Genomic DNA, 21,159 nt, shown 5'->3' with positions numbered 1-21,159 from the left:
TTGGCCCCCTGCGTAAGCGCACGTTTTGCCAACAGGCCGTGCGGCTGCGCGAGCCTCGGTTTTCAAGAACAGGATTTCCATGAGCCAGACCGCAACCCTTCTGGTGATCGACGATGAACCGCAGATCCGCAAATTCCTGCGAATCAGCCTCGCATCACAAGGCTACAAAGTATTGGAAGCCGGAACCGGCACTGAAGGCCTGAGCCAGGCCGCGCTGAACAAACCCGATTTGGTGGTGCTCGACCTTGGCCTGCCGGACATCGATGGCCAGGAGGTCTTGAGCCAGCTCCGCGAATGGTCGACGGTGCCGGTGCTGGTGTTGTCGGTGCGCGCCAGCGAAGGCGAAAAGGTGCGTGCCCTGGATGCGGGGGCCAACGATTACGTGACCAAGCCCTTCGGCATTCAGGAGTTCCTGGCGAGGATCCGCGCGCTGTTACGCCAAGTGCCCGACGCGGAGCAGACCGAGTCGGCACTGGTCATCGGCCCGCTCACGGTGGACCTGGCTTACAGGCGTGTGTTGCTGGACGGCATGGAGGTCGCCCTGACCAAAAAAGAGTACGCCGTGCTGGCGCAGCTGGCGCGCCACCCCGGCCGCGTCATCACGCAGCAGCAATTGCTCAAGGAGATCTGGGGCCCGACCCATGTCGAGGACACCCATTACCTGCGGATCGTCGTCGGGCATTTGCGACAGAAACTGGCCGATGACCCGGCTGCGCCCCGTTTCATATTGACTGAGGCCGGTGTGGGCTATCGGCTGGTGGCGCCCTGAACAGACGCCGCCTGGTGGCACATCGACCGATGAACGCTGGCCTCAAGGTTCACGCTCGTACCGATCCAGCGTATCCCGGGCGATCTCGCGGCCCAGGGCGATCAACTCGGGCGCTTTGTAGAATTCGAAGAACCGGCACACCCGTTTGGGCACGTTGATCAGGATGTCGGGTGGGTAGCCGGCGATCTTGTATTGCGCCAGCGACGTCTGCATCACTTCGAAGCTCTGGTTGATCAAGTCCAGCAGCGAGGCGGGGCCGACGTTATCGATGATCACCGCGCCGCTGGCAGATTTCGGTGCGCCGGCCTGGGTCGGGGCCGCAGCCGGTTGCTGGCCCTGCGGATCGGGGGATTCGGCTTGCAGCCACGGGTCGGGCAGGCTGGCCGCGGCGGCCTTCAGGCTGTCCTGTTCCAGACGCAACACGTCGCCCTGTGCCACTTCCAGCTTGCGACGGAACGGCAGGTGCGAACCGATGGAGCTGATCAGGCTGTCGAAGCGCTTTTTCACTGCCGGAGGGCGTTCGATGACCGGTAACTGATACTGCTTCTGGTTGGTCGAGTTGAGGTTCACCGCGACGATCAGGTCGCAATGGCTGGACACCACCGGCACGATCGGCAAAGGGTTGAGGAGGCCGCCATCCACCAGGGTGCGATTGCCCTGGACCACCGGGGTGAACAGGCTTGGAATGGCCGCCGAGGCGCGCATCGCGGCATGCAGATTGCCCTCTTGAAACCAGATTTCCTGCTGATTGGTCAGGTCGGTGGCGACGGCCGTGTAGGGAATGCGCAAGTCTTCGATGTTTATGTCGCCGACGATCTCGCGTATATGCCCGAATACCTTTTCTCCGCGAATGGCGCCAAGCCGGAAACTGACATCCACCAGGCGCAGGACGTCCAGATAATCGAGGCTCTCGATCCAGGTGCGGTATTGCGGCAGCTTGCCCGCGGCGTAGATCCCGCCAATCACCGCGCCCATCGAGCAACCGGCGATACAGGCAATGTCATAGCCACGCCGCTCCAATTCCTCGATGACTCCAATGTGCGCGTAGCCCCGTGCGCCCCCGGACCCCAAGACCAGCGCGATTCTTTTTTTCATGCGCAACTCCCCCTTGCAGGGCTTCTACCCTACGCTCAAGACGGCCGCGATTCATCTCCAATGGCGACAAATTTCACCCGCGCTCCAGCCCCTCGCGAACGGCCTGCGCCAGCAGATCACAGGCTTGGCGCAGGTTGCCTGGCTGTCCGGAAATCACCTGCCAGATATCCATTCTCAACGAAAAGTCACTGACCTCGACCACCGACAACGCTTGGGCCAGCGGGCTGTCGTCCATGAAGTGCCGCGGAATCAGGCCCAGGCCGAGGCCCGAGGCGACCATGCGCATCTGAATGGCCGTGCCGTGGGTGTCGATACCCAACCTCAACCGCTTGCCCTTGGCCTCGATGGCCGCCACCAACGCATCGCGGTAGCCGCAGCCTGCAGGATTGAGCACCCATTCCCGTTCGGCGAGGCGCGCCAGGCAGGTCGAGGGTTCAGACAGCGGTTGGCGGCGGCTTTGCACCACCAGCACCTCAAAGCTCCCCAGCTTCTCGCCAGCGAATCCGCCGGGCAGGCGGCTGGGCGATGGGCGCATCAGCGCGGCGGCGTCGAACTCGCCTTGGGCGAGGCGCTTCTCCAACAAAAAGCTCCAGTCGGTGATGACCTGCAGCTCCAGGCCGGGAAACGCGGCTTTCATCCGCGACACGAGGTCGAATGCCGCGATGTCGGAAATGACCTGCGGCAGGCCAACGCGAAACGACCCGGAAGGGGCGCTTTCTTCGCGGGGAATCGCCAGTAACTGGTTGGCGTCGTGGAGCAGCGCGACGGCGCCTTGGTAAAGCCGTCGACCGATCGCCGAGGGCCGGGGTGGGCGTGTCGAGCGGTCGAACAATTCGACGCCCAGCGTCTGTTCCAGATGCTGAATCCGACGGGAAACCGCCGACTGCGTGAGGTTCAGGCGTTGAGCGGCATAGGTCAGCGACGCGCATTCGACGACCGCGACAAACGCTTTGAGGTCTGCAAATAGCATGCGTAACTCTCATGAAGACAGTGAGAATTATGCGCTTGATGCGCTTTGCTCGTGAGCTTAGGGTGGATGCCTGACGCTGGCAACCAGCCGCTGTCGCCTATCCTCCACAGAAGGAGAGCCTCATGCCTCTCGTACGAATAGACGTTTCAGACCGCACATCGCCGGATACCCTGGCGAGTATCAGCGAAGTGATCTATGACGCCATGCGCAGCACCGCCAACGTGCCTGAGCACGATAAATTTCAGATTATCCAGCGGCACCCCGCCGATGAGCTTATCTATCCCGAAGCCGGGTATCTGGGAGTGACCTACACCCCAGGCATCGTCTTCATTCAGGTGACGTGGAACGAGGGCCGGACCACGGAGGTCAAGAAAGCCTTCTACGAGGCTGTCGCCCAAGGCATTCATGAGCGAACGGGGGTGCGACGAGAGGATGTATTCATCAATCTGGTCGAGACCAAGCGGGAGAACTGGTCTTTCGGCAATGGCCAGATGCAATACGCCTGAGGCGATCGGGGCGGGTCTGAAAATCGTTAGGCAGGGGTGGACAGTTATGGCACTTTTACATCGCCATACCGTCCAACCCGCATTATCGATTTCCACCTCTGAGGTAATACCCGATGAAAGCCTGGATTTGTCTGCCCTTGATCGCCCTCGCTCTTGCAGGCTGTGCCGGTAAAACCGCTTACCGCGACAGTTGCGCGACCAATCTGGACGCTGCCTGGCATGAACTGGACCTGGCCAAGGCGGAAGGGTTTGCGGGGACGGTCAGTTATTCCAAGGCGCTGTCGCTGATGACAGGCGCCAAGACCCAGCAACAGTTCGAAGCGTTCGAAGGCTGCACCGAAAAAGCCGAAAAGGCGCGCTTTTATATTCGCGAATCCCGCGCAGGGCGTTGAGGCTGAGTGCACTGCATCCTGACCTCGCTGTAAACCGGCCCCGCGCCTGTGTAAGCACGCGCATTCGTGGGGCGTCCGGCGCTTCGAATTCAGCGTCCACCTGCCTTTTATGGACGCTGCGCAACAAATCCGATCTTTCCCTTTCTCCGCTCTGGTGAAACCGCCTACGCTGACTTTAAAGTGGCAGCACGTCTGGCATCGTCTGCAGTCCTACTAGCCAAGAGCAGTCGCCTGGGGAGGCTTTCCGATGGGCAGAAAACTGGATGCGTGTCTGAACGCAATCAACGAAGTGGTATTGGGCAAGGAGCCTCAAGTCCGCCTGGCCATGACCTGCCTGTTGGGCGGCGGGCATCTGCTGATCGAAGATTTACCGGGCATGGGCAAGACCACCCTCAGCCACACGCTGGCGCGGATTCTGGGGTTGAGTTTCCAGCGCATTCAATTCACTTCCGATCTGTTGCCGGGCGACATACTCGGCACCTCGGTCTTCGACCGTGAAAGCGGGCAATTCACTTTTCATCCTGGGCCGATTTTCGCGGAACTGGTGCTGGCAGACGAGATCAATCGTGCCACGCCCAAAAGCCAGAGCGCGTTGCTCGAAGCGATGGAAGAAGGGCAGGTCACCATCGAAGGCGCGACCCGCCTGCTGCCTGATCCGTTTTTCGTGATCGCCACCCAGAACCCGTTCAGCCAGGGGGGCACGTTTGCCTTGCCCGAATCCCAACTGGACCGTTTCCTCATGCGCCTGTCGCTGGGGTACCCGGCGCGGTCGGCCGAAAAAGCCCTGCTGCTGGGCGAGTCCCGCCGGGACCTGTTGCCGCGCATCGAGCCGATCATCGACCACGCCGAACTGGCGGCCCTGCAGGAAGAGGCTCGCCAGGTTCGGGTGAGCGACGCGCTGGTCGATTATGTGTTGCGGTTGGTCGACGCCACCCGCAGTCAGCCGCAGTTCGCCTACGGGCTGTCTCCGCGGGGCAGCCTGGCGGTGCTGTCGGCCGCGAGAGCGTGGGCGCTGCTGATCGGGCGCGAGTATGTGATTCCGGAAGACGTTCAAGCGGTACTGCCTGCGGTCGTCGGCCATCGCCTGCGCGACCGGACCGACCCGACGGGGCATGGTGGTGGAGCGTTGGTTCAGTGGCTGCTGCGTGAGGTGCCTGTGCTTTGATGCTTCAGTTCAAGCCGTTCTGGCAACGCTGGGTGGGGCGCCGGATCCCTCCGGCATCCCGGATCGAGCTGGATCACCGACGAATCTTCATCCTTCCGACGCGGGTCGGCGGGACTTATGCGCTCGTCCTGTTTCTGCTGTTGCTGGTCGCCATCAACTATCAGAACAGCCTGGCCTACGGCCTGACATTCTTGATGTTGTCCGTGGGTATCCTCGCGATCCTGCACACCTATCGCAACTTCAGCGGCCTGATTATAAGCGCCAGCCCTGCGCGTTCCGTGTTCGTGGGCGAGCCCGTGCAGCTTCGCTTGCGCCTGGAAAGCGCGTCTGTCGCCCATCAGGCCATCGCCCTGGGCTGGGACAGCGAACAACTGGAACAGACCGACGTGGACGCAGACCGGCAGGTCGAGATTGGGCTGGCCTTGCCCGCGCAGCGGCGAGGCTGGCTGCGCGCCCCACGCCTGCGGGTGGAGAGCGTGTTCCCGCTGGGTATCTTTCGCGCCTGGACCTGGCTGGATCTTGAGCAGACGGTGCTCATCTACCCCCAGCCGATGCCCGGGACGCTTCCCCTGCTGCAAGGGGCGCAACCCCATGCCGAAGACGACGGGCAAGCCACGCAAGGCCAGGGGGTCGACGATTATCAAGGCCTGCGGCCGTGGCAACTCGGCGACTCCATGCGGCGCATGCACTGGAAGGCCTGGTCGCGTGGGCAGGGTCTGATGGTCAAGGAATTCACCGACCTGAGCGGGCACGACCTGTGTCTGGATTTCATGGCACTGGGTGGAGACATCGAAGAGCGACTGTCACGCCTGTGTTATTGGGTGCTGGAACTGTCCCAGCGCCAGCAGCCGTTCGCCTTGCGCCTGCCAGGCTTTCTCTCGCCGGTGGACAGCGGCGATGCGCATCGCGAGGCGTGCCTGCGGCAACTGGCGCTTTACGGTGTGCGGGCATGATCGGGAATCCGCCATGACCTCTGCCAACCTGGGGAAACCCATCCCGCGCACCAGCCTCAACTGGCTGCTGATCGCTCAGGCGTTGGTGATCGTGCCGTTCTCGCTGCACGTACCGGTGGCGTTGATCGTGCTGTGGCTGGTGTGCAGCTTCTGGCGCATCCAGATTTTTCGCATGCGCGTGCGCATGCCGGGCACTTGGGTCAAGGCCGGGTTGCTGGTCGGCACGGCGGGTGGGATCTTCCTGGCACGGGGCAGCCTGGTGGGCCTCGATGCCGGGGCTGCGCTGTTGATTGCCGCGTTCATCTTGAAGATGCTGGAAATGCAGACCCGACGCGATGCCCTGGTGCTGATCTTTCTCGGCTTCTTCTGTGTCGCGGTTGGCTACCTGTTCGAGGACGCGTTGCTGTGGGGGCTCTTCACGCTGCTACCCATCGCCACTTTACTTGCCGCGCTCATCGGGCTGCAGCAATCGGGACTCGCCACTCGGCCAGGGGCGACCTTGATGCTTGCTGCCAAGCTGTTGCTGCAGGCTGTGCCGCTGATGCTTCTGTTGTTTTTGTTCTTTCCCCGCCTGGACCCGCTCTGGTCACTTCCGCAGCCGAGCAACAAGGCGCTGACCGGGCTTTCCGACAGCATGGCGCCGGGGGACATCGCCGAGCTGAGCAAGTCGGCGGCACTGGTGTTCCGCGCCAGTTTCGACGGGCCGATTCCCCCGCGCAACCAGCAGTACTGGCGCGCCCTGACGCTGGAACAGTTCGACGGTCGGCGCTGGTCGCAATCGTCCCGCGCGCAGGTGCCGGATGCGCCGGACTGGCGCAAGGAAGGCGACAAAATCAGCTACAGCGTGGTCATGGAACCTACCGGCAAACCCTGGTTGATGCTGCTGGACATGGGGGCGCCCGAGCTTGGCGGTGTGCGGCAGATGAGCGATTTTCGCTGGCAGCGCAGACGCCCCATCGATCAGTCGATACTCTACCGCGTCGATTCCTGGCCGGCTGCCGTTCGCGAAACCGTGCTCAGTGAGGGTGGACGTCTGCAAAACCTGCAGCTACCCGCCAAGGGCAACTTGGAGGCGCGGGAATGGGCGGCCGACCTGCGCCGCCGTTATCCCAGGCCAGAGGCGCTGGTCGAAGCGATGCTGAGCTACTTCAGTGAGCAACCTTTCCATTACACCTTAAAGCCGCCGGTCACGGGCCCGGACGGCATCGACGACTTCCTGTTCACCAGCCGCGCCGGGTTCTGTGCCCATTACGCGGGTGCGATGACCTTCGTGCTGCGGGCCGCGGGCATTCCCGCGAGGGTCGTGGCCGGGTATCAGGGCGGGGAGCTCAATCCTAACGGTCACTACCTCAGCGTGCGCCAGCTCGACGCCCACGCCTGGGTCGAGTACTGGCAGGCCGGGGTGGGCTGGCGCAGTGCCGATCCTACCGCCGCCGTCGCCCCCGCGCGCATCGAGCAAGGGCTGGAGCAGGCACTGGCGCCGGACGAGGCGTTCCTCGCCGATTCGCCGATGTCGGCCCTCCGTTATCGCCACCTGGCCTGGCTCAACTCGATCCGTCTGAACTGGGACAGCCTCAACTACGGGTGGCAGCGTTGGGTGCTGGGCTATCAGGGCCAGCAGCAGTTGCAAGTGCTGGGCCGCTGGTTTTCCGGCTTCCAGGCACCCGTGTTCGCCTCCGGAGCGCTGGTCATTCTCGGTCTGCTGGCCTTGTGGCTGTTCAAGCCGTGGCGTCGTGAAAGCGATTCGCAGCTGCGCCTGTTCGCCGCCTTCGAACGCTTGTTGGCCCGACAAGGTCTCAAGCGTCAACCGGGCGAGGGCGCTCAGGCCTTCGCTCGCCGGGCCGCGCAGCGTTTGCCTGCTCATGCCGAAGCCATCGATGCCTTCGCTCGCGAGTTCGAGGCGCAACGGTATGCCGGAGTGCCCGGTTCTAACGGGCTTCTGCGTCGACAATTGAAACACCTGCGCCGCCGTTTACCGTGGCGGCTGTCTGCGGCGAAAGACCCTTCGTCGTGATGAATGTTTAAGGAGTGCGTCCCATGTCTGCCATGGTCGATCGGTTGGTCGCCGAAATCATCAGCCTCAACGTCAAGTTGCTGGCCTGTCATGCCCGCTTGGTGGCCTCCACCGACAGCGAGGCCTTGCACGACCTGCGCACCACCGTGCGGCGTCTGCGCAGCGTGGTGCGACCCTTGCGCGGCCTGCCAGGCATCGACCAGGTTGAAGAAGCGGCAAAGGGGGTAGGGGAATTGACCACGCCGCTGCGTGACATGCAGGTCCTGGCGGCGTTCCTCGCCGATCTGGGGCTGCATGAAGCGGCGCTCGACCGAACGCGCGTGCTGGACTCGGCCTGCCCACAGGTGGCCACTTCTGCGCCGTTGAACCGCCTGTTTGGAATACTCGATCAATTGCCTTCGTTTCTGCGGACCCAGCAGCGTCACGGCCTGCTCAAACGTCTGCGTCGACGCATCGAGAAACGCATGGACAAACAGTGGAAGCAATTGCGCGACGCGATGGCCGATCCGACGCATGATCGCCATCGCTTACGGTTGTTGATCAAGCGCGTGCGTTACGCCGCCGAGGCGTACCCGGCACTCAGTCACCAGCCAGCCGGCATGCAGAAACGCCTGAAAGCGGCGCAGAGCGCCTTGGGTGACTGGCACGATCACCTGCAGTGGCTGACGCAGGCCGAGCAGCAGGCGGATCTTGCCGCCTGCGTGCCGGGGTGGAGACGGGGAATCCAGCTTGCCGAGCAGCGCTCAGATAAAGCCTTGGAGCGGCTGCACGCAGCGTGTTTCGGAGGCCATTCCGGCTGACGCTCCCGATCAGGCCGCAGGAATGGCAGTTATGAGTGCTGTTGGCCCCAATGCATCGGGTTAAGCTTTGCCGTGCAGCTCATTCGCACGGAGTGCCCCATGACCTTTTCCGAATTGCTCGACGCGGTCCGCAACCACCCGTCATCGGTGTCCATTCCGGCTTCGTGGACCCAGGGGCGTTCGTGTTTTGGTGGCCTGATGGCCGCGTTGCAATTCGAAGCAATGCGCGCCAGGGTCGCAACGGATCGGCCGATTCGCTCGCTCGCCGTGTGCTTCGTCGGGCCGCCGGCGATCGATGTGCCGATTTCATTCGAGGTGGAGATCCTGCGCGAAGGCAAAGCCGTGAGCCAGGTGCTGGGCAGGGCGATTCAGAAGGGCGAGACGGTCACGTTGATCCAGGGCAGTTTCGGCGCGCCCCGTGAGTCGGCGATTGCCGTAGCGGCCGATCCGGCCCCCGAGTTCAAGGCGGTGGACGAAGTGCCTGCCTTTCCCTTCATCGCGGGTGTGATGCCCGAGTACTTGCGCTATATCGACATGCGCTGGGCCTTGGGCGGACTGCCCTATAGCAACACCCCATCCGCTGCGATCGGGGGCTATGCGCGGCTGAAGGACGTGCCGGAAGAAAGACTGACCGAGGCGCATGTGCTGGCGTTGGTCGATACGTGGCCGCCCGCGGTATTGCCGCATTTGAATAAACCGGCACCGGGGAGTTCACTGACCTGGACCATCGAGTTCGTGCAGCCGCTACCCGCGATGAGCACCCATGAATGGACGCGGTACCGCGCGGTGATCGAGTATGCCCGGGATGGCTACGGCCATGTCGCGGCGGGGTTGTGGACGCCGAAGGGAGAGTTGATCGCGATCAGCCGCCAGACGGTGACCGTGTTCGGTTGAGACGTCGAGGGCAACGACCTGCCCCGAGACCTTACTGGCCCCGGGTCTTGATGGCCTGGGCTGCAACCAACCCCAGAATGCCGATACCGGCCGACGCGACGCTGGCGCTCAGCGCGCCATCCAGCAGCAGGAGACCGGAAACGATCGACAGCGGAAAGGCCATCGATGCCAGCACCGTTTGCGAAGACAATCCCGATTGATGCGCGCTGCTGAAAATGCTGTCCAGGTGAAGACTGGCGATGAACTTGGGCATGATGACCTCCGAAGCCTGAATAAGAACCGTTTTCGATGGGTTCAGAATAGGCCGGGCGCCCCACTACGGCGAATCGAAGATTGCTATCGCGCCCATAGCCAGCATCGGTGAAAGCAATCAGTGATAAAGCCGCACACCGCCAGGGGGCCGTGGGCCCACTGGCCGGCGAGTCTGTTCTTGCTTCGATGGCTACCCCTGCAGTTTCAACTGCCCGATAGCCTTATTCAGTTCCCCGGCCAGCGTCGCCAGTTCGTCGCTGGTACCCGCCGAATCCAGGGTCTGGCGTACGGTGCGTTCGGTGACATCGCGGATGCTCACCACCGCGCGGTTCATGTCTTCCGCCACTTGGCTCTGCTGCTGCGCGGCCACGGCGATCTGCGTGTTGCTTTCACGCATCTGCGCCACCGCTTCGGTGATCGCCGCCAGAGCTTCTCCCGCTTCCCGCGCGTGCTGCACGCAGTCGTCCGCCTTGTAGGAGCTCTCCTGCATGAAATCCACCGCATCCCGCGTGCCTGCCTGCAGCGCCGAGACCATGGTGGTGATCTCGTCCGTGGAGGTCTGCACACGCTTGGCCAGGTTGCGCACTTCGTCGGCCACCACGGCGAACCCCCGGCCCATTTCCCCGGCGCGGGCCGCTTCAATGGCTGCGTTGAGGGCGAGCAGGTTGGTCTGTTCGGCGATGCTGTGGATCACGCTCACCACGCTGTTGATCTTCTGACTGTCTTCGGCCAAGCGCTGAATCATGCCCGCAGTCTGTTGCACGCCGCTGGACAGCCCGGTAATGGAGGCCTGCACCCGGGCCACCACGTCCTTGCCACTGCCTGCCAACGCGTCGGCGTTCTGCGATTGATCCCGCGTGGCGCTGGCGTGCTGGGCAATGTGATGGACCGTGGCGGTCATCTCGTTGATGGCCGTGGCCACTTGATAGGTCTCGCTCTGCTGCCCCAGCATCCCTTCACGCACGTCGCTCATGCCAGTGGCCAGATGCACCGCGCCCTGATCCAGCCGCGCGGCCGACTGCGCCACGGTGCCGACGATTCGTTGGTAACCGGCCTGCATGGCATTGAACGCTTTGGCCATTTGTCCGACTTCATCGTCCCCGGCCAGCGGTGCGCGGACGGAGAGGTCACCGCTGCGCTCCACGTACAGCATGACGTCCTTGACAGCGTTCAAATGCGTCAACAGAAACCGGATGAGCAACTGGGAGGCACTGAGCATGACCAGCATCAATACCAACACGGCGAGCGCGTACTGAGTGAAATGCTGGCTGAACAGCTGCTCGAAGGACGGCGCCGCAGGCAGGGGCGGTGCCGTCGGCGCGGTTTGTCCGGCAGGCCAGGCCGCGAGTAAGTGCGCCTGGGCCTGAGCCGCGATGCGGGCATCTTCGGCACGGCTCTGTTGCTCGATGTTCAGCGCATACAGCACCAGCAACAGCGTAGTGATGAACGCGACGGCGTTCACTGCCCAGAATTTGTATTTCAGCGAGAGGTTACTTAACCAGCGGCTCATGAGAAAGCTCTTCTGTGGGTGCACGTGATAAGGCAAGGTGCCATTAGTTTCTCAGTTGTCTGCCCAGATAGGGTTGATCTGCATCAATTTCTCAGGCCCCTTGCTGAAGCGTCCGCGCTCTACAGGTCGGGCAAGCCGAAAAAGGTCCGTGCGCACGCGGTGGTGTGGGCTGCCACGTCTTGCGGGGTTTCACCACGATGCGCCGCCACTTCTCTGAGAACTTCAGGCAGAAACGCCGGTTCGTTGCGACCGTTTTTCGGCTTGGGTCGCAGACTGCGGGGCAGGAGATAGGGCGCGTCGCTTTCCAGCATCAGGCGGCCACGGGGAATCTCGCGGACCAACGGATGCAGATGAGTGCCCCGGCGTTCATCGCAGATCCAGCCGGTGATGCCGATGTGCAGGTCCAGATCGAGGTACGCGAACAAGGCCTTTTTTTCACCCGTAAAGCAGTGCACCACTGCGCCGGGCAAGTGATCCCGGTACTCGCGAAGGATGGCGAGCAGCCGTTCATCGGCTTCCCGCTCGTGGAGAAACACCGGCATCTTCGATGCCGCCGCCAACGCCAGTTGGGCTTCGAACACTTTTTCCTGTTGTGGACGTGGGGAAAAATCGCGGTTGAAATCCAGGCCGCACTCACCGACGGCGCGCACAGGTGTTTCCCTGAGCAGGGCTCGCAAGGCGTTCTCAGTGTCCAGCGTCCAGGCGCTTGCCGAATGGGGATGGACCCCGGCGGTGCTGAACAGCCGCTGACCCGCTTCGTCAAGCTCGCGGCACAGGTGCAGGGCCTGTTCGCTGCCTGCGACGTCGGTGCCAGTCAGGATCAGTTGCGCTACATCCGCTGCATAGGCGCGGTCGAGGACTTCACGCTCTTTCGAGGCAAAGCTGGGATTGGTCAAGTTGACGCCGATGTCGATTAGTTGCATGGTTCACCTCAGGCCGGAGGCCGAGAAGAATACCAGAGCGATTGAAGTGATAAAAAAACGAGCAGGTTCAACTGCTTGGAACGATGGGTCGTCGGCGACCCCTGATGCCAGGGCGATAGCGACCAACCGACGCAGACTTCAAACCCCTTTTTCGGCTTTTTCCCGGAGCGTCAATGATCCGAGCCTCGCTGATCTCGTTGCTGTGCCTGTCGCTGATGCCCACCCCGGCGTCAGCCCGTCCTGCCGGCCCCCCGGTGGTCATCAAGAAAACCCAGGTGCGCGATCTCTCGGCCATCCGCAGCAGCAAGGTGTTGCGTGTGCTGGTCAATCAGAGCCGCAACAGCTCCGGTGAAATCCAGGGCGAGGCGATCGGCGTCGAATACCGGCGGCTGCAGGCCTTCGAGGCCTACCTCAACGGCCATGCCCGCGATGGCCAGAAAGTCGCGCTCAAACTCATTCCCAAAGCCAAGGACCAATTGCTTGCCGCGCTGCAGCGGGGCGAGGGTGATCTGGTCGCGCCTGGAGAATTGCTGGACGCCAGCGCTGCCCGTTACGTCGATGCCTCAGCGCCGGTGGTCAGCCATGTGCCGCTGGTGGTAGTGGGCGTGCGTGGCGAGCGGGGTTTCAAGCGGGTCGAGCAGCTTTCCGGCCGCACCCTGATGCTGACCGCCGGGAGTGTGGCCAATGATGCCATCGTGCAACTGAATCAAAAGCTGGCGCTGCGCAAGTTGCCGCCGGTGAAAGTCGAATGGGTCGACCCCAGCCTGGCTGTCGAGGACGTCCTGGAAATGGTGCAGGCCGGTATTTACCACTTGACGGTGGTCGAGCAGCCGATTGCCGAACGCTGGGCGAAGGTGATGCCCAAGCTGCGGGTGGATCGCTCGCTGGCGTTGAGCGATCCGAGCCAGATGAACTGGTTCGTGCGCAAGGACGCGGTCATGTTGCACGCCACCGTCGACCGCTTTCTGGCGACCTACACGCCGCCGAGCAATCAGGATGTGGCCTTCCAGAAAGCTTACAAGGACGTGTATCGCATCCATTACCCCTTGGCACGCGACGACCGCCAGCGGCTGGAGAAGCTGCGGCCGACCCTGCAGCTTCATGCCGATGCGCAGAAAATGGACTGGCTCGATCTCGCTGCGCTGGCCTTCAAGGAGTCTCAGCTCAACCCCGGTGCCAAAGGTGGCAGCGGCGCGACGGGCCTGTTGCAGATCACACCGTCGGCGGCCCAACGTGTCGGGGTCGGCAACATTCATGACCTCGATGGCAACGTGCAGGCGGCCACCAAGTACCTGGCGATGATCCGACGCAAGTTTTTCTCCAGCCCGAAGATCAACGAGCGTGAGCGGATGGCGTTTACGCTGGCGGCCTACAACCTGGGGCCGGAGCGGGTACAGGCCATGCGTACCGAGGCCAGGCGCCAGGGGTTGAATCCCAATCAGTGGTTCTTTCAGGTCGAGCGAGTCGCGCTCAAGCAGGTCGGGATGAACGTCGTCAGCTACGTCAACAGCGTCAACAAGTACTACCTAGCCTATGACCAGGAACGCAGCGCGCTGGAAAACACACCCATACGCAAAGTAGCGGCCCGTGAATAATCGATCAATTCGATTGATATGCCGGGTTTTTTGCGATTTTCATATTGGCTAATCCGATTATCATGGCGCCATTACTTCTTACTAACGGAATGTGCACCATGACTACTCAGATCAAAAAACTGTTCAACACCCAGGCCGGTTATGGCATCGCCATCCTGCGCATCCTCGTCGGCATCATTTTCATGGCCCACGGCAGCCAGAAACTCTTCGGCATGTTTGGTGGATACGGTCTGGAAGGCACCGGGCAGTACATGGCCAGCCTTGGGTTGAACCCGGGTTACCTGATGGCCTTGCTGTCCGGCAGCGCGGAGTTCTTCGGCGGGCTGGCGCTGTTCCTCGGTTTGCTGGTGCGCCCTGCCGCAGTGGTGCTGATCGTGATGCTGGTGGTTGCCATTCTGTCGGTGCACATCCACAACGGTTTGTTCATGGCCAACAACGGCTATGAATTTGGTCTGGCGTTGCTGGCGGGTGCCTTTGCGGTCCTATTCGAAGGTGCCGGGCGAGTCTCGCTGGACCGCGTGATCGCCCATCGATAAACCGCCGACAGCAAACGATCCCGGTCTTCGAGAAGGCCGGGATTTGTTTTTGCGGTGCAGCAGGGGAAGACCTTCGCCAGGGGCCGGTCCGCCGAACCCTGAACCCTCCTCAGAAGGCGTGTTGCCGGTCCAGTTCGATGGCTTGGTCCAATGTCTCGAGGAACGCCTTGCGCACCTTGAGCTTGGTCTGGTGGTGGGCTTTCATGTTGATCTTCTTCAATTGCAAAGCCACGGTACGCGCGGTGTCGGCAAGCGCCTCGGGGGCGACGACCCCGTCGAGAAAGCCTGCTTGCACGGCGCCTTGGGGGTCGTACATTTCACCGTTGATCACAGAGCGGCCGAAGGCGGGTTTGCTCAGGCGATCACGGGCCAGCTCGATGCCGGCGTGATGCATGGTCATGCCGATCTGTACCTCGTTCAAGCCGATGCTGAACGGGCCTTCGACGCCAATGCGGTAATCCGCTGACAACAGCAGAAACGCGCCTTTGGCGACTGCATGACCAGTGCATGCCACGACAATGGGGAAGGGGTGGGAGAGCATCCGGCGGGCGAGGGCGGACCCGGCGGCCACCAGGTCCATCGCCGCCTGCGGCCCGGAGGTCATGATTTTCAGATCGTAGCCGCCGGAAAGAATCCCCGGCCCGCTGGTGATGATCACCACGGCACGGTCTTTTTCGGCCTGATCCAGGGCAGCATTGAATGCAGCGATCACGTCATTGCTGATGGCATTGACCTTGCCGTTGCTCAGGGTGAGCGTGGCAACGCCGTCGTCCAGTTGGTAGGCGACCAAATCACTCATGGAGCGCGTCCTTTTTTGTTGTGAAGTGGCGCAGACGTTACCCACCCGAACGGGCGAGGTAAAGCGCTATGAATGACTGGCAAGTCAGGGTTTCGGGCCGTGGACGAGGCGGCAGCATCACGACCCGAAGCCCTGCGCAGGCGGGGGCAGCGTCAGTCTTCGACGTCGTTCAACTCGCGGTAATCATCCCACGCCATGCCCAGGGCATCCGCGGCCTCCTTGTGGGCCGCCAGGCGCAGTTCCTTGAGTTGCTCCGGGGTGTCGGCGATGAATTGCAGGGCCAGGTCCCAGGTTGGGATGCCGAGGTCTTCGGCCTCGTCCTCGAAAGCCCAGAGAATCTGTTGCTGTTGCTCTTCAGGGCTCAGTTCCTTGATTTCCGCCTGAAGAGTCGGGTTGGTCACGATGTACTTCGCCAAGGCAGCTTCGGTCCAGTCATTAGCGTTCATGCGAGCGGTTTCTCCTGTTGGGCGAGCTGACGATTTCTGATTGTCGGGTGGCTAACGTGAAAGCCGATTGTGCGGGATGTCTTGTATCGATGTCACCCAAAGGCGACCCCGTCGGTCGTGGCGCAATGCAAAAGGGCCCGTCTGTGGACGAGCCCTTGCGCGTGTGTGGGGAGCTATCAACCGATGACCATTGGCTTTTTCACGTTGCGGTGCGCGTTGCTGCCCAGCAGCGGATGTGGGCCGTGGTCGCCGTACACGCCCACCGGCTCCGGGAAGGTGCGCAGCAATGTGACGTACAGCAACGCGGCCAGCCCCAAGGTAATCGGCAGACTGATGTCGATGCCGCCCGCCAGGTTGCCCAGCGGGCCGACGAACTGCCCAGGCAGGTTCACGAAGCACAGGCCCACCGCCGCGCTGGGAATCCACGCGCCGAGGCCGCGCCAGTTCCAGCCGTTTTCGAACCAGTAATGGCCACCGCTCTGGCCGCGGGTGAACACCTGCAAGTCTTCGGAATGATAGAAGCCGCGACGGATGATCAGGCCCAGCACCATGATCACGATCCACGGCGAGGTGCAGGTGACGATGAGGACGGCGAACGTCGATACGCTCTGCACCAGATTGAATGCGAACCGACCGATGAAGATGAAGGCAATGGCCGCGATGCCAATCAGGATCGTCGCCTGGGCACGGTTCAGCAGGCGCGGGAACATGCTCGACATGTCCAGTCCGGTGCCGTACAGCGAGGTCGTGCCGGTCGACATGCCGCCAATGATCGCAATCAGACACACCGGCAGGAAGAACCAACTGGGTGAAACAGCCAGCAGGCCGCCAACGTAGTTGTTGTCGGTGATGTACTGCGGCGCTTGAGTGGCCACGATGGTGGCGGTGCAAAGGCCGAACAGAAAGGGAATCAAGGTGCAGACCTGCGCCAGGAAAACCGACGCCATGATGCGCGGCTTCGAGGTGTGGCGCGGGATGTAACGAGACCAGTCCCCGAGGAACGCGCCGAACGACACTGGGTTGCTCATCGCCAGCAACGCCGCGCCGATGAACGCGGCCCAGAAGCCTTCGCTGCCCTGATTGACCGTGCCTGCAAAGCTTGCATCGAAGCTGCCGCTGAAGGCGAAGATACCGAGCAGAAACAGCACGCTGGAGGCAAACACCGCGACCTTGTTGACCCACAGCATGAACCGGAAGCCGTAAATGCACACCACCAGCACCAGCACCGCAAACACACCGTAGGCGATGGCCAGGGTAAGGTCGTTTTCCGGCAACCCGGCCATGCGTTTGGCGCCACCGATCAGTGCATCCCCGGAGCTCCAGACCGACAGCGAGAAAAACGCCACAGCGGTCAGCAACGACAGAAACGAACCGACGATGCGGCCGTGCACACCAAAGTGTGCCCCTGACGAGACCGCGTTATTGGTGCCGTTCAATGCCCCGAACAGGCCCATCGGTGCCAGGATGAGCGAACCCAGGACAATGCCCAGAAGGATTGACCAGACGCCCGCCTGGAAAGACAGCCCGAACAGCACGGGAAAGCTGCCGAGCACCGCCGTGGCGAAGGTGTTGGCGCCGCCGAAGGTCAGGCGGAACAGGTCGAGGGGCGAGGCATCACGCTGATCGTCCGGAATTTGTTCGACACCAAAGGTTTCGATACGGGTGGTGGGTTGTGACATGACGGTTTCCTGCGCGCTGTCGTGTTGTTATGAGGCCCGGCAACGAAAATGCGGCCCCGATGTGTCCGGCCGGAACAGGTCCGGCGGTGGCGTTGGCAGTGGTCGGTAAGTCGACCTGAAGTGCTGAAGCGGTGTGATTGTTATGAATAAGCGGTCCACCGTCGGCCCGGTGGTCAACCCGTGTAGGTGGACAGGTGTTCGTGGCACGCCAGCCAACGCTCGCCGTCACGACGGAAGACGATGGTCTCGCGCTCCTCGAACTGACTCTCTTCAGTGCCGAAGCGAATGCGAGTCGCCACGTCGTGCATGAAGATCGCCACATCCCCAAGCAAACGAACCTGTGCCCGGGTGGACTGACAATCGAGCACGGCAAAGCCATCGGCCAGCCAGCCGTCCCACACCTTGCGGTAGGCAGCGCGGGACAACAAGGGCGAGGGCAGGGTGTAGAACAGGAACGTCGCGTCTTCGCTGAAAGCGGCGAAATACGCTTCGGTGTCGGTGCGGGCGAACGCCGCTACCAAATCATGGGCTGCCTGGAGGACGTGCGCTTCGAGCTGCTGGGTAGAGGTCATGGCCATCTCGTTATTGTGGTGCGAGCGATGGGGCCTGACTTTAAGGAGCTCTCACATGGGGTAACATCGTTGCCGATAAATATTCAGTTCATGAAATTCGGAAGTAATCGGCGCCCACTACCGTTTGCGCGCCGACCCGCGCAGCGTCGGGCAGTCAGCGGCTGAAGCCCAACGGTTCACGCCGGACTGCGTCCTTCCCCGGCTGGCGAATGCTCCCACCTGAGGGGTCGAAGCAGGCGCTGTTGTAGATTGGCGCTACACAGGTCGACGGGACCCCGGGCGGGGGCGGTCGAATGGCCTGCATGTGGTCTGAGATTTCCTTTTCGTTGGTAATGATGATCCGCCGACGTCGGCTGACTTGCAGGATTTCCGTCGCATTCTTGTTCACTCGGTGGGGAAAGTCGGTCGGTTCCCAATCGCTGGAGAGGCGTTGAGCGGGCCGCTGTACCCGATTTTCGCCGACATAATCAGGGCAGGGCGTCGAGGCGAAACTGACCCTGCCGTCGTGAGCGACACATTTGAACACCTCGCCGTGCGCCATAGCACTGAGGCTCAGCGCAAGCAGCGCGGATGCGATGACCGATCCATTCATTGAAGCCCTCCTCTTGTGGCACAAGGCTACCACTTGGGAGGAGAGCTTGTCAGTGGGCGGGCGAGCGACTCACTGGGTGCCGTGGCTGGACTTCTGCACCCGCGATAACGCCAGGGCGACGAACATGTCCGCGTCACCCTGCAACACCCGCAAATGGTCTTCGACGTGATCGCTGATCTGCGGTTGCTCTTGGGTATCGATCAGGCGCGTCACCTCACACAACGCATTGGCGGTCACCCACAGGCTCTGTCGCAGCTGACTGATAATCTTCACCACGCTCTCGGCGCTGGTGAAATCCTTGTCGTTTACCAGCGAAGGGAAGGTCGGCATCTCCAGTCGATTGTTGGAGTCGATGCCGGTGACCACACGGCCGATGTCGACCCCTGCCGCCGCCACGCGAAACAGGTAATCGGCCCTGGGCAGGCGTTGCCCACTTTCATAATGACCTTGGGCGTTGGCCTCCACGCCGCCGATTGCGCCCATGGCACTCTGCGTCAGCTTCAGCCTCTTCCTTTCTTGCCTCAAACGTTTGCCAATTCCATTCATCAACCTACTCCTGCGAAATTCGCGCTCTTTGTTTCTCATTCGGGAGCGCGCAATGGGGGCTGGAATACGGGCTGGGTGTTCAGCGTCTGACTAGCCTCGTACGAACTACTGCTCCAAAAAACGAGCAGCACGGATAGACAGTAGACGTTCATTTGGTGGGAAGGTGGGGTTTCCGATGTTCTGCGGTCACTTGAGGCGTCGGGGCGCAAATATAAGCGTCGTATCTGGCTGTTCGGAGGTTCAAACCAGCCGAATGGATGGAATCAGCAGCTTGAGGTATTCACTCACAGGCAGGGTGAAGAACGTTCCGAACCACTCAAACGCGTGATCAATGGCAGCAGGGCCGGTCGATGAGCGAGCCATTCCGCTTTGGTGATGCCCAGCAGGACAACATTGACCCGGTGCCCTTCCTTGATGATGTTGTTACGCCGCACGCCTTCGAGCTGAAAGCCGAACTTCTGGTGCATCTTGATGACCGCCGTATTCATCTCCAGCACTTCGCAGTTGAGTTTTTCCAGGCCGACGTCGTCGAAGGCATGATCGAGCAGCCAGAACTCCACCAGACTGCCAAGCCCTTTGCCGCGCAATTGCGCGTCGAGGTAAAACGCCCAGTCGGCGGTTTTGTGAGTGGTGTTTATGGCATTGAGCGACACCACCCCCGCCAGAACGCCCTCGTGGATGGCCACAAAAACCGCGTGGCGAGGGTTATCTTTCAACGACTCAAGCCACTGTTGATGCTCTGTAGGGCTGATTTCATGGGCGGTGTACATGAACCGGCGCACCGCTTCCTGATTGCGCAACGTGCGCACGGCAGACTGGATGGAAGGAGGGGTGTCGGTCAGTGGCAGAAATTGCATGGGGGGACGTCCTTGAGGCGAAAGCGGGAAAAGAATAGCGCGGTTTGTGCAATGAAAGTCTTCGATGCCGTGAGGTTGGCGAAACCGCTTACTTGGGTAGAAAACTCGATTGCCAACGGTGCGGAATCGTCGCCGAAAGGCACGCGAGGATCAGGGCCGCAATGCCGCTGACCAGCATCGCTCTCAACCCCATGGTGTGAGCCAGCAACCCGCCGAGGATCGCGCCCGACAGCATGCCGCCCCACGGGACCAGTTGCACGCGCCAGCCGTTGCGGCGCTCGCCCAACAGCCAGCGGCCAAGCCCGCGCCCGAATCGGGAGAGGGCGCCGGTCACGTAAGTCAGCCCGATCGGCAGCCCGTTCACTTCTTCGACCACGGCGTTGATCATGCCCATGGCCACGACGGCTCCTATCAACGGCGCGACGCCCTGATCCAGCCATCCACAGAGGCAGAGCAGCGTGCCGATGGACGCCAGCAACGGCCAAGCGCGGTGCTTGAATGCGCGCGATGCAATGACCCCAAGCGCGTTCCCGACCACGAAAGCGGTAATCAACACCCCGATGCGCAGAGACAGCGCGTAGTCACCACCGCCCACGGCAATCGCCAAGCGGGTGGTGTTGCCACTCATGAACGAGACGAAGTCGCCGGAGACCATGAACCCGATCGCGTCCGTCATGCCCGCGATGAGCGATAGGGTTGCGACAAAAGACAATCCGACCCGCCCGCGGGCTCGGATCATTCGCCTGCCTGCACGGTTGAGCGTTGCAGATTCCGGAAGCACGGCCACCTCCCTTGCTGAGAAGGACTACAGAAGACAGTGGTATAGCGTGAGTGGCAGTTTGCTGGCAATTCCCATTCTGCCCGGTACTCGCCTTTCTGCTAGGGCGAGCGGGGATTCAGCATGATACCCGGACGATCACACCGCCAGAGAGATCGTTACCGTGGTGATCTATGGGACGGCCGCTCGTCGGAACGCGAGCACTATCAATCGGTTGGCCACTCCATGGTGTAGCGAAAGGAAATGGAATATATGCCGCAGAGACTAATTGATTCGCCCAACGCGCTTGAACTGATCAAAGAGCTTGATGACGCCACTGAACAAATGATGGCTTTAGGTGTGGACCAAGTCGGCTCGCCGCAATGGCAGGTGGTTTTTGACCGCCAGCAGCGCGCCTTCCGAAACTGGCGCGACTATCTGTATCTCAAGGCAGATGAGAAGCCGCCTGCGCACCTGCTCAATATTGCCTGAGCCGGCCCAGCACAAGAACGGACCTCACCCTGGTGCCGCAAGCCG

General features: G+C 61.8%; 24 protein-coding genes. 11 read left to right on the top strand and 13 right to left on the bottom strand.

Features of this window, described 5'->3' with window-relative positions:
• The first annotated feature begins 79 nt into the window (after positions 1-79).
• Positions 80-769 (top strand): response regulator, encoded by a 690-nt coding sequence (locus DBP26_RS17195; RefSeq protein WP_108238714.1) that lies wholly within the window; start codon positions 80-82, stop codon positions 767-769.
• Positions 770-811: 42 nt separating this feature from the next.
• Here the strand turns inward: DBP26_RS17195 and DBP26_RS17190 are convergent, their stop codons facing one another.
• Entirely contained in the window at positions 812-1,864 is a 1,053-nt protein-coding gene (locus DBP26_RS17190) for a patatin-like phospholipase family protein (RefSeq protein ID WP_108238713.1), read from the bottom strand.
• A 73-nt stretch (positions 1,865-1,937) separates the two neighbouring features.
• Positions 1,938-2,834 carry a LysR family transcriptional regulator gene (locus tag DBP26_RS17185; protein ID WP_108238712.1) on the bottom strand — a complete coding sequence of 299 codons (897 nt, stop codon included), beginning with the start codon at positions 2,832-2,834 and terminating at the stop codon, positions 1,938-1,940.
• Between the two features lie 122 nt (positions 2,835-2,956).
• On the opposite strand from DBP26_RS17185, the gene DBP26_RS17180 reads away from it, so the two are divergent.
• The 7 genes from DBP26_RS17180 (at position 2,957) to DBP26_RS17150 (ending at position 9,558) form a co-directional block, all read left to right on the top strand.
• Positions 2,957-3,340: a tautomerase family protein gene (locus tag DBP26_RS17180; protein ID WP_108238711.1), complete on the top strand. Its 384-nt coding sequence runs from the start codon at positions 2,957-2,959 to the stop codon at positions 3,338-3,340.
• Between the two features lie 113 nt (positions 3,341-3,453).
• Entirely contained in the window at positions 3,454-3,732 is a 279-nt protein-coding gene (locus DBP26_RS17175) for a hypothetical protein (protein WP_108238710.1), read from the top strand.
• Positions 3,733-3,979: 247 nt separating this feature from the next.
• A complete protein-coding gene (locus DBP26_RS17170; RefSeq protein ID WP_108238709.1) occupies positions 3,980-4,897 on the top strand; it encodes a MoxR family ATPase in 918 nt (305 codons plus the stop codon).
• The gene (locus tag DBP26_RS17165) at positions 4,894-5,850 is read left to right on the top strand and encodes a DUF58 domain-containing protein (RefSeq protein WP_108238708.1); all 957 of its coding nucleotides are present in this window, start codon (positions 4,894-4,896) and stop codon (positions 5,848-5,850) included. The genes DBP26_RS17170 and DBP26_RS17165 overlap by 4 nt, the downstream gene beginning before the upstream one ends.
• Positions 5,851-5,863: 13 nt before the next feature.
• Complete coding sequence (locus DBP26_RS17160; protein WP_108238707.1) at positions 5,864-7,864, top strand: DUF3488 and transglutaminase-like domain-containing protein; 2,001 nt, start codon at positions 5,864-5,866, stop codon at positions 7,862-7,864.
• Positions 7,865-7,896: 32 nt separating this feature from the next.
• Positions 7,897-8,664: a CHAD domain-containing protein gene (locus tag DBP26_RS17155; RefSeq protein ID WP_177411077.1), complete on the top strand. Its 768-nt coding sequence runs from the start codon at positions 7,897-7,899 to the stop codon at positions 8,662-8,664.
• Between the two features lie 99 nt (positions 8,665-8,763).
• The gene (locus DBP26_RS17150) at positions 8,764-9,558 is read left to right on the top strand and encodes a thioesterase family protein (protein ID WP_108238705.1); all 795 of its coding nucleotides are present in this window, start codon (positions 8,764-8,766) and stop codon (positions 9,556-9,558) included.
• 31 nt (positions 9,559-9,589) lie between these two features.
• On the opposite strand, the gene DBP26_RS17145 is transcribed toward DBP26_RS17150, so the two are convergent.
• The 3 genes from DBP26_RS17145 to DBP26_RS17135 all read right to left on the bottom strand — a co-directional run bounded on the left by DBP26_RS17145 (position 9,590) and on the right by DBP26_RS17135 (position 12,243).
• Positions 9,590-9,811, bottom strand: coding sequence for a hypothetical protein (locus tag DBP26_RS17145; RefSeq protein ID WP_108238704.1), 222 nt, complete (start codon positions 9,809-9,811; stop codon positions 9,590-9,592).
• Positions 9,812-10,000: 189 nt separating this feature from the next.
• The gene (locus DBP26_RS17140) at positions 10,001-11,320 is read right to left on the bottom strand and encodes a methyl-accepting chemotaxis protein (protein ID WP_108238703.1); all 1,320 of its coding nucleotides are present in this window, start codon (positions 11,318-11,320) and stop codon (positions 10,001-10,003) included.
• 119 nt (positions 11,321-11,439) lie between these two features.
• Positions 11,440-12,243, bottom strand: a complete 804-nt coding sequence (locus DBP26_RS17135; RefSeq protein WP_108238702.1) for a TatD family hydrolase — start codon at positions 12,241-12,243, stop codon at positions 11,440-11,442.
• 173 nt (positions 12,244-12,416) lie between these two features.
• On the opposite strand from DBP26_RS17135, the gene DBP26_RS17130 reads away from it, so the two are divergent.
• A complete protein-coding gene (locus DBP26_RS17130; protein WP_108238701.1) occupies positions 12,417-13,838 on the top strand; it encodes a transglycosylase SLT domain-containing protein in 1,422 nt (473 codons plus the stop codon).
• 98 nt (positions 13,839-13,936) lie between these two features.
• Entirely contained in the window at positions 13,937-14,374 is a 438-nt protein-coding gene (locus DBP26_RS17125; protein WP_108238700.1) for a DoxX family protein, read from the top strand.
• Positions 14,375-14,483: 109 nt separating this feature from the next.
• Here DBP26_RS17125 and DBP26_RS17120 read toward each other — a convergent pair whose 3' ends face one another.
• The 8 genes from DBP26_RS17120 to DBP26_RS17085 form a co-directional block, all read right to left on the bottom strand.
• A complete protein-coding gene (locus DBP26_RS17120) occupies positions 14,484-15,173 on the bottom strand; it encodes a crotonase/enoyl-CoA hydratase family protein (RefSeq protein ID WP_108238699.1) in 690 nt (229 codons plus the stop codon).
• Between the two features lie 152 nt (positions 15,174-15,325).
• Positions 15,326-15,619, bottom strand: a complete 294-nt coding sequence (locus DBP26_RS17115) for a DUF6388 family protein (protein WP_108238698.1) — start codon at positions 15,617-15,619, stop codon at positions 15,326-15,328.
• Between the two features lie 176 nt (positions 15,620-15,795).
• Entirely contained in the window at positions 15,796-17,298 is a 1,503-nt protein-coding gene (locus DBP26_RS17110; protein ID WP_108238697.1) for a cytosine permease, read from the bottom strand.
• Positions 17,299-17,471: 173 nt separating this feature from the next.
• Positions 17,472-17,870, bottom strand: a complete 399-nt coding sequence (locus DBP26_RS17105; protein WP_108238696.1) for a nuclear transport factor 2 family protein — start codon at positions 17,868-17,870, stop codon at positions 17,472-17,474.
• A 154-nt stretch (positions 17,871-18,024) separates the two neighbouring features.
• Positions 18,025-18,462, bottom strand: a complete 438-nt coding sequence (locus tag DBP26_RS17100; protein WP_108238695.1) for a DUF4124 domain-containing protein — start codon at positions 18,460-18,462, stop codon at positions 18,025-18,027.
• Between the two features lie 69 nt (positions 18,463-18,531).
• Positions 18,532-19,008, bottom strand: coding sequence for a helix-turn-helix transcriptional regulator (locus DBP26_RS27055; protein WP_256601822.1), 477 nt, complete (start codon positions 19,006-19,008; stop codon positions 18,532-18,534).
• A gap of 284 nt (positions 19,009-19,292) precedes the next feature.
• Positions 19,293-19,865, bottom strand: coding sequence for a UDP-4-amino-4,6-dideoxy-N-acetyl-beta-L-altrosamine N-acetyltransferase (gene pseH, locus DBP26_RS17090; RefSeq protein WP_108238694.1), 573 nt, complete (start codon positions 19,863-19,865; stop codon positions 19,293-19,295).
• An 88-nt stretch (positions 19,866-19,953) separates the two neighbouring features.
• Positions 19,954-20,604 carry a YoaK family protein gene (locus DBP26_RS17085; RefSeq protein WP_108238693.1) on the bottom strand — a complete coding sequence of 217 codons (651 nt, stop codon included), beginning with the start codon at positions 20,602-20,604 and terminating at the stop codon, positions 19,954-19,956.
• A gap of 291 nt (positions 20,605-20,895) precedes the next feature.
• On the opposite strand from DBP26_RS17085, the gene DBP26_RS17080 reads away from it, so the two are divergent.
• Positions 20,896-21,114 (top strand): hypothetical protein, encoded by a 219-nt coding sequence (locus DBP26_RS17080; RefSeq protein WP_108238692.1) that lies wholly within the window; start codon positions 20,896-20,898, stop codon positions 21,112-21,114.
• Positions 21,115-21,159: the final 45 nt, after the last annotated feature.

The sequence above is a fragment of the Pseudomonas sp. RIT409 genome (assembly GCF_003052515.2).
GTDB lineage: Bacteria > Pseudomonadota > Gammaproteobacteria > Pseudomonadales > Pseudomonadaceae > Aquipseudomonas.
The sequence above is the reverse complement of the archived record's forward strand: the minus strand, read 5'-3'. Positions and strand labels throughout refer to the sequence as shown.

Bases quoted from the DNA above. Each gene is read 5' to 3' on its own strand.
- DBP26_RS17085 (WP_108238693.1), bottom strand. From the start codon at position 20,604: ATGATCCGAGCCCGCGGGCGGGTCGGATTGTCTTTTGTCGCAACCCTA.
- DBP26_RS17100 (WP_108238695.1), bottom strand. From the start codon at position 18,462: ATGAATGGATCGGTCATCGCATCCGCGCTGCTTGCGCTGAGCCTCAGT.
- DBP26_RS17125 (WP_108238700.1), top strand. From the start codon at position 13,937: ATGACTACTCAGATCAAAAAACTGTTCAACACCCAGGCCGGTTATGGC.
- DBP26_RS17180 (WP_108238711.1), top strand. From the start codon at position 2,957: ATGCCTCTCGTACGAATAGACGTTTCAGACCGCACATCGCCGGATACC.
- DBP26_RS17115 (WP_108238698.1), bottom strand. From the start codon at position 15,619: ATGAACGCTAATGACTGGACCGAAGCTGCCTTGGCGAAGTACATCGTG.
- DBP26_RS17105 (WP_108238696.1), bottom strand. From the start codon at position 17,870: ATGACCTCTACCCAGCAGCTCGAAGCGCACGTCCTCCAGGCAGCCCAT.
- DBP26_RS17190 (WP_108238713.1), bottom strand. From the start codon at position 1,864: ATGAAAAAAAGAATCGCGCTGGTCTTGGGGTCCGGGGGCGCACGGGGC.
- DBP26_RS17110 (WP_108238697.1), bottom strand. From the start codon at position 17,298: ATGTCACAACCCACCACCCGTATCGAAACCTTTGGTGTCGAACAAATT.
- DBP26_RS17145 (WP_108238704.1), bottom strand. From the start codon at position 9,811: ATGCCCAAGTTCATCGCCAGTCTTCACCTGGACAGCATTTTCAGCAGC.
- pseH (WP_108238694.1), bottom strand. From the start codon at position 19,865: ATGCAATTTCTGCCACTGACCGACACCCCTCCTTCCATCCAGTCTGCC.
- DBP26_RS17170 (WP_108238709.1), top strand. From the start codon at position 3,980: ATGGGCAGAAAACTGGATGCGTGTCTGAACGCAATCAACGAAGTGGTA.
- DBP26_RS17140 (WP_108238703.1), bottom strand. From the start codon at position 11,320: ATGAGCCGCTGGTTAAGTAACCTCTCGCTGAAATACAAATTCTGGGCA.
- DBP26_RS17120 (WP_108238699.1), bottom strand. From the start codon at position 15,173: ATGAGTGATTTGGTCGCCTACCAACTGGACGACGGCGTTGCCACGCTC.
- DBP26_RS17175 (WP_108238710.1), top strand. From the start codon at position 3,454: ATGAAAGCCTGGATTTGTCTGCCCTTGATCGCCCTCGCTCTTGCAGGC.
- DBP26_RS17155 (WP_177411077.1), top strand. From the start codon at position 7,897: ATGGTCGATCGGTTGGTCGCCGAAATCATCAGCCTCAACGTCAAGTTG.
- DBP26_RS17195 (WP_108238714.1), top strand. From the start codon at position 80: ATGAGCCAGACCGCAACCCTTCTGGTGATCGACGATGAACCGCAGATC.
- DBP26_RS17150 (WP_108238705.1), top strand. From the start codon at position 8,764: ATGACCTTTTCCGAATTGCTCGACGCGGTCCGCAACCACCCGTCATCG.
- DBP26_RS27055 (WP_256601822.1), bottom strand. From the start codon at position 19,008: ATGAATGGAATTGGCAAACGTTTGAGGCAAGAAAGGAAGAGGCTGAAG.
- DBP26_RS17080 (WP_108238692.1), top strand. From the start codon at position 20,896: ATGCCGCAGAGACTAATTGATTCGCCCAACGCGCTTGAACTGATCAAA.
- DBP26_RS17185 (WP_108238712.1), bottom strand. From the start codon at position 2,834: ATGCTATTTGCAGACCTCAAAGCGTTTGTCGCGGTCGTCGAATGCGCG.
- DBP26_RS17160 (WP_108238707.1), top strand. From the start codon at position 5,864: ATGACCTCTGCCAACCTGGGGAAACCCATCCCGCGCACCAGCCTCAAC.
- DBP26_RS17135 (WP_108238702.1), bottom strand. From the start codon at position 12,243: ATGCAACTAATCGACATCGGCGTCAACTTGACCAATCCCAGCTTTGCC.
- DBP26_RS17130 (WP_108238701.1), top strand. From the start codon at position 12,417: ATGATCCGAGCCTCGCTGATCTCGTTGCTGTGCCTGTCGCTGATGCCC.